Here is a 12,306-nt window from a genome sequence, read left to right on the forward strand (position 1 = left end):
AAACGCCCTCACCCTATAAGGGTGGGGCTAGAAATACGAAGCCTGCCTTCGCAGGCTATCAAACTTTTAGCCTGCGAAGGCAGGCTTTGTTGGTATAGCAATACCCTTGAGGGTATTGCGTCAAAATTGGGATGCTCCCAAGTTTGCTACTTATTCTACTTTCATCACTCGTGCTAGATAAATAGCTAAAACCGTTCATAGAAATCTGTACAAAGCTACTCAAAGATAGACAATACTAGACAACTATGTTTGTAATCTTAGTCCAAAGTCCTAAAACTACAGGGATAAACGGCAATCCACGCCAGTCGCCTCAAGTCGGGAAACCCGCCCACGGCGCTGGCTCCTCTATCCCATCCATCAAGTTTGGGATTACTTGCACTAATTGTTGCAGACTGTTGATTCAACGCTTATTAGGCGTTGTCTTGTCCCAAAAAATAGGTAAAGTACTGCTTACCGTCCGATTTAACGGCGGCTTTACCTATTTTCATCATATCATAGCTGGCAAACACTACCTATAAATGGGTAAGAATGGGGAGGTTTGTTCAGAATTCAAGTTACAGTTTCAAACCCTGAACTTGAAAAACTTGTGCGCGTCTAAATTGGATAACAACTAATAAGGGCTGTTAACTGTCAACAGTCAACAGCCCTCACAATGGATTGTGCAACTTAAAAGCTGATTAGCTTATCAGGCAGAGAAATGATTCTCTGGCTGTTTGGGGGAGATATTAAGCAATTACACTAATATCGCCACTAGTAAGCGCTACTTTGTTCGTTAACTGGGCGATTTGAATTTGGGCTGTACCGCCAATTCCATCTGCATCAAATAATAAGTTACCTTTGCTGATATCGTAGATAAAGCGATCGCTAGCTGCGGTAGCCTTTGTACCTAGTCTGAACAAGTTCGGATCTAGGGTACCTATATCTTGGCTCAAACCAAATTCTGATTTGGAGATGACGATAGTATCTACAGTTGGTAGAAAGTCGGTAAGCTTATCAAATTCACCAACGCTATTACGAGTTAAGTAGAAACTATCGTTACCTGCACCACCAGTTACAGTATCCTGTCCTTGACCTCCTACTAGCAAGTCATTACCATTACCGCCCAATAATTTATCTTTGCCATCATTACCATAGAGGATGTCGTTATCATCTCCGCCTTGCAGCTGATCGTTACCACTACCACCGTATAGGGTATCGTTACCCAGCCCGCCAACTAAGGTATCGTTGTTATCATCTCCGTAGAGAATGTCATTATTATTTTCTCCCTGAATATTATCCTGTCCCTGACCGCCATACAGGGTATCATTGCCGTTACCACCTTTGAGGGTATCGTTACCAGCTAGACCCAAGATAATATCGTCTCTGTTAGTACCTGTGAGTTTATCTTTACCAGATGTACCAGTAATTGTATTACTACCCAGGTTTACTGTCAGGTTTACGGTTGCTGATGCTGTACCACCTTTACCATCGCTAGCAGTGTAGGTAAAGCTATCAGTACCAGAGAAGCCGATATTGGGAGTATAGGTGAAGGTATTATTCGCGTTTTTAACGACTAAACCTTGAGCAGCATTGGTGAAATTACTGATAGATAATGTGTCATTATCGGGGTCGCTATCATTTGCCAAAACATTAATAGCGATCGCTTGAGTATCAGTAGTATTAGCGCTGTCATTGTTTGCAATTGGCGCTTCATTCACGTTGGCGACATTCAAAGTAAAGCCAGCAGTCGCATCGGGATTATTACCAACAGAGGTGTCGTCTACTGCAACGGTGACATTGTAGCTGGATGTACTTTCGTAATTTAAAATGGTTCCGGCTTTGAGATACAAAACAGAATTGTCGATTTCAAAGGAAGCCGCATCTGTACCAGTTAGACTGAGGTTATTTGTACCTAAACCATCATCGGCGATCGCAATTTCTGCCACTTGTACTCTGCTACTTGTATCACTATTTTCATTGATACTATTAACTTGATTATTCAAGTTAACTGCTGTTGGTGCTTGATTAGCTGGGAAATTAAATCTAGCGACGCTGGGGTCGTGGTCGCTATCTTGGTCGGAAAACTCGGAATTGATATGTACTACATCATACCCGTCGAGTTTATTGAATAAGTTGTTACTTACCAAGATATGATCCAGAGTCTGAGCATTACCTTCAAAATTGTAGGTATAACGCTCATTTGCAGGTAAAGTTTCAATTAAAGCAGTAAGTCCGGCATTTTTGAGGGTATTTAGGGGATTGGAAAACTCAAAATCATTCAAATCACCTGCGACAACCACATTAGCATTAGGGTCAATAGCTAAAATACTCTGCACAAAGTCTTTGACTATTGTGGCTTGCTGCTGGCGCTGTGTTTCGCTGGTGAGTGTTGGTGGTTGATTCGGCCCGTATAAAGGCTGGTCGCCACCTTTTGAGTTAAAGTGATTACCGATGACATAGACAGTCTGACCGTTGAAAGTAAATTCACCAACTAACGGCTTCCGACTGCTATTAAAAGCGGAGTTTGTCGGATCAACTAAACCAGGACTAGCAGAAAGTGTAGCAGTTCCCCCAATATTGCTGACTGTAGTATTGGCGGTGGAAGTACCGCCAGGACGCTCTACAAAACTGACACGATTGGGGTTAAATAAGAAACCCACGCGGATATTACCACCAGGTTCACCGCCATTAGTATCGTCTACTGGGTCAATTTGGCGATATTGATATGTGGGGCCACCAGCAGCTGCGATCGCATTAATTAATGTTTGGTAAGTAACACTGGCATCAACTACGCTATCATTCGTTGCCCCGTTATTGTCTTGAATTTCTTCCAGAGAAATAATGTCTGGAGATTTCAAGTTATTCACAATCCTAGTCGCCAAGTTGTTGAACTTGGTAGCACCATCACCAGGATCGAGGTTTTCAACGTTGAAGGTAGCAACTGTTAGTTGGTTAACAGTAGGAGTTAAATTCGTGACTTCTTTTTGAAGAGTACTGTTCTGTACTACTGTAGGCGCAGTCGAGACTAAAACTTCATAGTTGCTAAAGTCGTAGTTAACTACACCAACAACATTGCTAAGTTGCGTACCAACATTAACATCAGGTAGCACTAGGGCATTATTGAGATCGTCGATCTGAATCCGCTCAGGATTGAAATCTGAGGCACTAATTAGACTACCACCGCGAGCTGTGCGCCCAGTTGCATTTGCACCATTGTCTGCTAATACCCAAATTTCCTGCGATCCTGCCCCAAAGTTTGCAGTGGGTGAAGTGGCGATCGGGTTATTGATTTGCACCCGCATTCCTTCTAAACTTTCATAGAAGTCAATGCCATCGCTATCCGGATCGAAGGTGCCATTGGTTTCTACATTGGTGGCATCGTTTTCAATTACGGTTGTGGGGATGGTACGACCACCATTACCGAGAATGGTAGCAGCAGGCAAGGCATTACCGGAAGATAGGTTATTGATTGTGGGATTGGTAATTTGCGTATTAGTCAGGTTGTTAGGGTTGTTACCAGGACGGAATTCAGAAACCCTACCACTCACCTGGATGTAATCGCCTACTGCAACTGTGGGAGCGGAACTAGTAAAGACAAAGATACCTTCGGAAGTGCGATCGTCATTATCGGGGTTGGGGTCTTGTAAGTAAAATCCGTTGCTAGCTACGGCAGTAACAATACCTGGTACATTGGTGACATTTTGCCCGACTAAAGGAGAACGATGGGCTGCACCTTGGATCTCATGAATCCGGGTAGTGGGTGCAGAATCGTTATCTGCGATCGCAATATTCACAGTAGTAGTGCTACCCAAAGTAATATCTGAGGATGGGTTACTAATCGTGATTGCTGCAGTTTCCGTACCTTCAAACACAGCATCATCAACAACAGTAAAGGTGACAGAACCAGAAGTTGCACCATTGGGGATGGTGATGACGCTATTGCTCAGGGTATAGTCTCCTGTGGTAATTCCCGTTCCTGTAACACCCAAATTCACAGTTTGATTGCCGGAAACAGTATTAGAAACAGTAGCCGTTACAGTAATAATTGTTTGTTCGGTCTCTGAACCAGAATTACTACTAACTGATAAATTGACTGTGGGAGTTCCACCAGTAATGGCAAAGTTTGTGGTGTTAGGAACTGCCGTAGAATAATCATTAGTGGTATCAATTGTCCAATTAGCACTATTAAAAACAAGTGCTTTGTAGTCAGCGAAACTGCTTTGACCAGTGCGTGAACCATTATATTCAGCATAGTCAGTGCTATTGGTGAGTGCGATCGCATTTACTCCATTAGTTAGTCCCGCAGGAGTGAGATTTGTCGATCCCTCCGTTGATACTGCTGTCAAAAATGTGGTTGGTTGAGTAGCACTAGTGCCAATATAGGCGTATACAGTCTCGTTAGTCGCACTCAGTGCGATATTACTCCCGTCAACAACTGTAAATGTACCAATAGATGCCGCACGAGTAGCTGCGTCAATTGCACTAAAACGAACTACAGTTCCAGCTACAATCGTGTTAGCTCCCGTATCCCATTGAAATGCTGATTCACCAGTATTAAAGGCAGTTGTACTTGTAGCTTCGTTGTCGTTAAAGTAAATGATTGTATTAGCTGGTATGTCTACAAATGTCACAATAGACCAGCCATCTTCATCTGCATTGAAGGATATAAAAGCAATATCCCCTGTTGTCAAAGCCATGAGAATTGTCTCCTTAACAGTTGTTTTTAGATGGATTTAACTGGAAAATCAGCTAAATTAGGAACTAAATATTGAAGAGAAGTAATAGTTTTTGCAGAATATTTTTCTAAGTCTAAATATTCACAACAAATGTACTGAATCAAGGTTAAAAATAAACTATGAATTGGTAAATTTTGTTAATTAAAAAAGGAATTACACAATCGGCATATTATTTTAAGCTCATACTGTACTCCTGCAAGGAAGGAAGCAAGAGCCTCTCGAACAGATAAATTTAGTCCAGAAAATAAGGGATAGAGCCGCTCAATACAGAAAAAACTGTCATTTTTTGTTACACTTGCATAATTCCTATAAAAAACAGGAATAATTCTTTCAAGAATTAGAAATTAAAAAATAAGCAACTTACCTCTGCTTCAGAATTTAGTAATTACGAATTACTAATTACGAATTACGAATTATTTACTCACTAGCCAAAACGGCTGGATATCTTGATAGTTGAATACTCTTAATAAAAATTGAAAAAAATTATTCAAAATATATATTTTTTCAAAAAATATATGATTTATACTTAGTTTTTAAAATAAATTTCTAGTAGATATTATGCTTGATTTAAGCAGAAATTTATGAGTTAAAATATGAGTTATAAATAAGACATCAATGTTGATATTGGTGTCCTAATATTGACATATCTTAGAAAAAAACATGAATAATCAACTATTGAAAATATCTACCGGATTAGCACTTATATGTGCCAGTGTAACTATCAACACAGGTATAGCCAATCAAATGGTATTAGCAAAAACAAAAACTCCTACCAAGTGTAATATTTATGCTTATGTTGATGTCTCATCTGGGCAAGCTTTAAATGTGCGTACAGGCCCAAGTATGCAAAATAAAATTTTAGGACAAGTGCCTGTAAACGAAACTGTTAATGTAATTGCAGTTGTTTCAAATTGGGCAAGAATTACTAATGCTAGTGCTGGTTATAAAGGTACTGGTTGGGTGTCTTTACCAAAGTTAGGTTTATCGACAACAGGCTATGGTACTAAAGGTGTGAGGCTTTATGCCAAAACTAATCAAAATAGCCAAGTAATCCTGCGAGTTCCCTCTAGTACAAGTGTGAATTTATTAGGCTGTCAAGGAGGCTGGGCGCTAATAGAATATAAAGGCATTAAAGGTTGGTTAACTAGAGAAGATCAATGTGGCGCAGCACTAACTACTTGTTCTTAATTAATAAACTAGAGGGGTAAAGAAAACATTTGACTATTGACTATTGACTATTGACCATTGACCATTGACTATTAACTAACAGCTTCTTGTTTTTCTTTGATTGTTCGCCTTCCCCAAGGCTTAATAACTGAAATTCCAATGATGACAACAAGACAAAGAAATTGAATTACAGATCCAATCAAAACTCCTCTAGTATCAAAAGAATAGATTGAATTTTTAAACGCTTGCAATCCTTCTTGCGCCGAAATAATTTCTGCTGTATTTCCCCAAGGATATAGCCAGAATGTGCCAAATATAATCAATCCAGTTGTTAAAATCCACTTGACAATCACCCAGTAGAATTTGGTAAATCCATAATTTGTTGTCCAGCAAAGAAACGTTGCTGTGATAACTGCACCCATCGCTGAGGGAATTACAATATAATCATCCAGTAAATTAATTGCTGAGTTAATTGCATAGAGAGCATCCCCCTTATTAGCTTGCATATTCCTTAGTGATAAAAGAAACATACTTAAGACGGTTCCTGTCCAAAGTGCGGCGAAACTAACATGTGCAGACAGCAACCAGTTTTTCTGTTTGATACTCAGTTTTGGCATTTTTTCTCCTAAATTTATATTTCCAAATCTTTTAATGAGTGGGACATTTGATAACAAGATTGATTACTCAGAGAGATAGTTAATGCTTTAACTATTCTAGGAAGTTCATCTCGCTACAAGCTGGAATCTCAACAACAATATTCTCAAACTTTGTGCGCTCAATCAAATTTTTGGCAGAGTTTCGGCTTAAAGAAGGGGAAATCTTAAATGTTAAAGGTAAAAACCTTTACTCCTTCTTAAGGTAGTTATGTTTATCGCCATTAGTCTAATTAGAAGTCACAAAAGTATAAATTTACGCGAATCTCCGCAAAGTCAGAGAAATTAAAAATTAAATTGTTGATATTAATTGGCTATAAGTCAGAAACGAAATACTAATAAATCCTCAGCTTTGACAAACTGTTAATTAGAAATAATCTCAATAAATAAATTAAAAAAATTTAGTCTGTAGAGAGATGTATCTTTTAATCAAAAATAGTTTGATACACATTAATTACAATTTGAGTTTTAATAAAACAACGTAGAATTTGATGTTAAAAATAATTTATGACCTACGATAACCGCGCGGTGGTACGCAAGGTTCTAATTATCACCTTATTATTAAACCTGTTTGTCATGGCATTAAAAGCTTTTGTCGGTTACTCAACAGGTTCTCTCAGCTTGCTAGCTGATGCCTTGCACAGCGTGACAGATAGCGCTAACAATGTTTTAGGATTAGTTACTAGTAAATTTTCTTCACCTCATCCCGATCGCGAACATCCTTACGGACACCAAAAATTTGAAGCTGTGGGTGCTTTGGGAATTTCTGCATTTTTAGGCATAGCTTGTTTTGAAATTCTCCAAGGTGCAATTGAACGCATTATTAAAGGTGGCGCACCTGTGAAAATTTCCACAGCAGAATTATGGTTATTACTAATTGTGTTGGGCGTAAATATTTTTGTAACATTTTACGAACGCAACGAAGGAAAGCGAGTAAATAGCCCGATTTTGATTGCTGATGCGACACATACCATGAGTGATGTGTGGGTAACGATTACCGTTATGGGTGGCTTAGTTGGGGTATCGCTAGGTTATCAATGGTTAGATATAGTTTTAGCTTTTCCTGTGGCTGTGTTGGTGTTTTGGAGTGGTTGGTCAGTATTAAAAGATAACTTACCTTCATTAGTCGATGAAATGGCGATCGCGCCAGAAGCCATTCATGCGATCGCTCTTTCTGTACCTGGGGTAATTAACTGTCATGATATTGCTTCGCGTGGGGTTCTCGGTCGTCAAGTTTTTATCGAAATGCATCTAATAGTCGCTGCTGCTGACGTAGACACCGCCCACCGCATCACCGAAGAAGTAGAAAGACAACTTGAAGAACGTTTCCGACCGGTGCGCGTTCTCATTCACGTAGAACCGCCAGCTTATCAATCTGAGGCGATTACGTTTGAAAAGTAGTCATTGGGCATTGGGCATTGGGCATGGGGCATTGGGCATTTATTTACCCCTCTGCCTCCTCTGCTTCCTCTGCACCCTCCGCTCGCCCTGCTTCCTAAGAAGCTAGGCGATTCCGCCGCCGTTCCGGGCTACCTGTGGGAATGGCGGCGATGAGTTTTTGGGTGTATTCTTCTTTGGGTTCGCGGTAGATGCTTTCGGCGGTACCTTCTTCGACTATTTGACCGCGATTCATGACTAAAATGCGATCGCTCATAAATTTGACGACGCTTAAGTCATGGGAAATGAAAATATAAGTCAGCTGAAAATCTGATTGCAATTCTTTCAGCAGATTTAATACTTGCGCTTGTACTGATACATCCAATGCGGAAACCGATTCATCGCAAATGATAAATTTGGGATTTAATGCTAGAGAACGGGCAATGCAAATTCGTTGACGCTGACCGCCGGAAAATTGATGAGGATAGCGGTTAATTGCATCTGCACTCAATCCCACCCGTTCTAACAGTTCAACTACCCTTTCTCGCCGTTGTGGCTTGGTTTTGCCGACAGAGTGAATGACTAAGGGTTCCATAATTGCGTCCCCTACTTTCATTCTTGGATCGAGGGCGCTAAAGGGATTTTGAAATACTATTTGCATTTCCCGGCGGAGTTTTTGCAAGGGTTCGCCTTTGAGTTGGGTGATATTTTGTCCCTCGAAAATAATTTCACCACCCATCGGTTCTATTAACCGTAATATGGTTCTTCCTAAAGTCGTTTTACCACAACCTGATTCACCAACTAATCCCACCGTTTCCCCTGGTTTAACATCAAAGGAAACGTTATTTACTGCCATATTGTAGCGTTTTGTTCCGCCAAACACACCTTTAACAGGAAAGCCAACTTTGAGATTGCGGACTTGTAGCAGAGGTGGTTTTTCGTTGAGTTCAGCTAATCTGGTAACTATCTCTTCTCTGGTAACTTCTAGCGGTGCTAAGGGTACTTTCTCTTGAATTACTAATTCTCCTGTAGATGTTTCCTCTGCATTCATGTAGTCAGAAACTGTCAAGAGTTTTTGCGGATGGCGCGTCAATGTAGGACGGCAAGCAACTAAACCTTTAGTATAGGGATGCTGGGGATTGCTGAAAATTTCTGTCGCGGTATTATATTCAACAATTTTGCCACGATACATCACCGCGACTTTATCCGCAATTTCGGAAATTAATCCTAAATCGTGGGTGATGAAAATCATGGACATGTCCCGGCTTTGCTGCAATTCTGCCATTAATTCCAAAATTGTCGCTTGTACGGTGACATCTAAAGCTGTAGTTGGTTCGTCAGCAATTAATAATAATGGATTGCAGGAAATTGCCATTGCAATCATTACTCTCTGTAACTGTCCTCCAGAAAGTTCGTGAGGGTAGCGTTCTAAAATAGATTGCTTATGCTGTTCTACCAATTCGCCTAGTTTACGTCCCTCTGGCTTGGGGTATTGGGAATTAGTTTGACTCCAAGTATCAAGATATTGCTGTGCTATTTGCTCGTCACTGGGGAGAAGTTTCACTTCTTGCAAACCTGCGATCGCAATTTCTCGCGCTTCTTTTTCTGAGACTTTTTGATGTCGCAGAATTGCTTCTGTTAGCTGAAAGCCAATGTTATAAACCGGATTGAGTGAACTCATCGGTTCTTGGAAAATCATCGCGATGTCACCGCCGCGATAAAGCTGCATTTCTTGGGGCGGTAACTCTACTAAATTAATTGCTGGTGCATTCTCCTGGGCGTGAAACAAAATTTCCCCGCCACTAATTCTCCCCGGATTCTGCAACAAACCCATGATGGCTAGAGAGGTGACTGATTTACCACTTCCCGATTCGCCAACTATTCCTAAAGTTTCTCCTCGATTGAGTTGAAAGGAAATTCCATCAACGGCTTTGAGGGTGTTACCATCACCGGAAAATTCAACTTGGAGATTACGAACCTCTAGGATAGTTGCTGTCATGGAAGTTAGTTATAAGTTTTGCCAATAGTTATTTGGAGTGTAACAGTGATTTTAAGCGATCGGTTCTCAATTACAAAAGAATCAATAAAAATATTAGTTATGCTCAGATATCCAACTTCTTCAGGGCTACTGCTGGCAAATAATAGCGATACAAACAGTGTTCTTGCTTACCCGACATATCGCCCGCAGGCTGGAAGCCTGGGGCTATTGTTACAAAGCCCACCTGCGTGGGCTGAATTCTTTAGCCCACAAAGGTGGGCTTTGTGCGATTAGCCGCACCCTTCTAGGGTGACGGCGATTTGTTGGTTAAGCGATAGATCTTACCCCTGATTCGTCGCTTGTAGCTCTCAACAAGTCGAGGATTTAGCAAGTCTAAAAGGGAATATCATCAATATTCGGTTCTTCTACTGGGGTATAAGTAGTCCGTTCAAAGGTTGCTGGTTGAGGTGCAGGTTCGGGATTGCTGACTCTAGGAGGAACGTTAGCTTTTGGTGTAGCTGGGGCTGGTGCGGGACGAGGTGATTCGTAATTAGCCGCAGTTGTTTGGGGTGGAGTTGAGGCGACAGGGGCGCTAGCTGGGGGGCGAGAGTAAGTTTCTGTGACTGGTGGTGTGTGCAGATTGAAACTACCACCGATGTTTTGAATTTGCTGTACTGTCAATTCAGCGCGTTTTTCTTTAAATCCTTCGGGACGATCGATAGTATTCATCCCTAATCTTCCTACCAAAATAACGCGATCGCCTTGATGATAGTTTTGCTGAATTTCTGTCGCTAAGTTACCCCAACCGACTACTTTCAATGTCGCTGGTGCATCTTCTGCTTTTTGGGAATTGGGAAATTGCACCAACATTTCCGTTACCGCCAATTGATCTGGCGTATAGCGTAGTTGTGGTTCTTGGATGATTTCCGCCATTAAAACGCAGCTATTCATTAAAATCCTCCTGATAATTGAACTTGCTGAGTGAGAAGTGATACCAATTCAAAATTACAAAAGCCTGATGGCAAAAAGGTTTTTGAGTTTAAATCTATATTTTGGCGATTGGTTTCAAGTTTTGCTGTGTAGCGTTAATTACTATCTATATATTGTTAACCTTGGCATTTTTTAATATACATTCTTTATATTTAGACAGTTTTCGCTTGATCAAAAAGAAGCCTCTCGCCTACCCGGAACGGGAGGCTTCGGAGATGAATTTTTGGGCAATGACGAGTTGACCTCCGACCATTATCAACCGTTAGGTTGATTAGGGAGTGGGGTCGAGGAGGAATCGCCCTTCGGGTTCGGCAGTTTCGACTCGACGGAAACCGCCAAGACTCGAACTGCCTCACCAGTTTTTTGGCTTGGCAGCCTATCGATCCAGTCTTCAATAAGTTGAGTAACCGTCTTTTCCTTGTCCTGTGCATAAGATTTGAGCTTATCATGTCTCCTGGAAGATATGCGGATATGTAGGTCTTTCTTTTCCATAAATATGTTCACATTATGTACATAGCTATGGTAATATATAAATGGTCATTGACCCACCCACACGGCTGTAAACAAAACGAAGTAGCGGTACGACGCGCCTCGTAGTAACTAGCGTGAGTAAGGGGGAAGAGAATTTGCCACTGGGACGCATAGGCACACTCCATGTAAATTCTCGGATTAACAAATTAAACTGCCTTGGGAAGCAGGGCGGCTGCCTGGGTTCTGGCTTTGACCAGATAAAGGGGGAAACCACAGAGATGCCATGTAAGGCTCAGAGCGTTTTTGGTAACGCACATTGTTTTCACAATGTTCCTAACAGAGCAATGGCAGATGAGACAGGAAGCCAACACTTACTGCTTGCAGAAGTGTTGGTACTTCACCATAAAAGCCAAGCGATGGATGCTAACGCACCCTTCGCCTGACTAGAGCAAGCATTGAATTCTACAACTGAGTAGTATAATTGTACCATTATAGTTGTGGAATAAGGCAAGAATTATTTTTGATAATTGGGGATTGGGGATTGTGGGGATAACACAGATGAGGGAGACACAATTTTTGGTGAGGTGAGGCTGAAGGTTGAGCCTTTGAGGGTGAAGGTTGCAGCTTTGAGCTTGAACGTTGCGGTTTTTATCTGGAAATGTGCAGCTTTGAGCTTGAACGTTGCGGTTTTTATCTGGAAATGTGCAGCTTTGAGCTTGAATGTTGCAGCTTTTATCTGGGAATTTGCAGCTTTGGGCTTGAATGTTGCGGCTTTTATCTAGGAATTTGCAGGTTTGAGCTTGAACGTTGCGGTTTTTATCTGGAAATTTGCAGGTTTGAGCTTGAATGTTGGGGCTTTGAGCCTGGAATTTTGACCTTTTGTCCGAAAATTTTACGAATATACCAATTCCGTTGTCGTCAAGGGCGGGGAAACCCCGCCCCTACGAATGATACC

The 12,306-nt window shown here is 41.2% G+C and carries 7 protein-coding genes; 3 read left to right on the forward strand and 4 right to left on the reverse strand.

Translation table 11 applies throughout. The annotated features are described in order from the left end of the window. Positions 1 to 725: 725 nt before the first annotated feature. Positions 726 to 4,676 carry a DUF8508 domain-containing protein gene (locus H6G08_RS14310; RefSeq protein ID WP_190543505.1) on the reverse strand — a complete coding sequence of 1,317 codons (3,951 nt, stop codon included), beginning with the start codon at positions 4,674 to 4,676 and terminating at the stop codon, positions 726 to 728. Between the two features lie 699 nt (positions 4,677 to 5,375). Between H6G08_RS14310 and H6G08_RS14315 the strand changes: the two genes are divergently transcribed. Continuing rightward, the gene (locus H6G08_RS14315; RefSeq protein ID WP_190543509.1) at positions 5,376 to 5,903 is read left to right on the forward strand and encodes an SH3 domain-containing protein; all 528 of its coding nucleotides are present in this window, start codon (positions 5,376 to 5,378) and stop codon (positions 5,901 to 5,903) included. Positions 5,904 to 5,974: 71 nt separating this feature from the next. On the opposite strand, the gene H6G08_RS14320 is transcribed toward H6G08_RS14315, so the two are convergent. Continuing rightward, entirely contained in the window at positions 5,975 to 6,499 is a 525-nt protein-coding gene (locus tag H6G08_RS14320) for a hypothetical protein (protein ID WP_190543512.1), read from the reverse strand. A 543-nt stretch (positions 6,500 to 7,042) separates the two neighbouring features. Between H6G08_RS14320 and cdf31 the strand changes: the two genes are divergently transcribed. Then, the gene (cdf31, locus tag H6G08_RS14325) at positions 7,043 to 7,936 is read left to right on the forward strand and encodes a CDF family zinc efflux transporter Cdf31 (RefSeq protein ID WP_190543515.1); all 894 of its coding nucleotides are present in this window, start codon (positions 7,043 to 7,045) and stop codon (positions 7,934 to 7,936) included. Between the two features lie 94 nt (positions 7,937 to 8,030). Here the strand turns inward: cdf31 and H6G08_RS14330 are convergent, their stop codons facing one another. Beyond that, positions 8,031 to 9,911 (reverse strand): ABC transporter ATP-binding protein, encoded by a 1,881-nt coding sequence (locus H6G08_RS14330; RefSeq protein WP_190543518.1) that lies wholly within the window; start codon positions 9,909 to 9,911, stop codon positions 8,031 to 8,033. Positions 9,912 to 10,283: 372 nt separating this feature from the next. Continuing rightward, positions 10,284 to 10,841, reverse strand: a complete 558-nt coding sequence (locus H6G08_RS14335; protein ID WP_190543521.1) for a single-stranded DNA-binding protein — start codon at positions 10,839 to 10,841, stop codon at positions 10,284 to 10,286. 1,037 nt (positions 10,842 to 11,878) lie between these two features. Between H6G08_RS14335 and H6G08_RS14340 the strand changes: the two genes are divergently transcribed. Further along, entirely contained in the window at positions 11,879 to 12,133 is a 255-nt protein-coding gene (locus H6G08_RS14340; RefSeq protein ID WP_190543524.1) for a hypothetical protein, read from the forward strand. Positions 12,134 to 12,306: the final 173 nt, after the last annotated feature.

The sequence above is a fragment of the Calothrix anomala FACHB-343 genome, from assembly GCF_014696435.1.
Taxonomy (GTDB): Bacteria; Cyanobacteriota; Cyanobacteriia; order Cyanobacteriales; family Nostocaceae; genus Aulosira; species Aulosira anomala_A.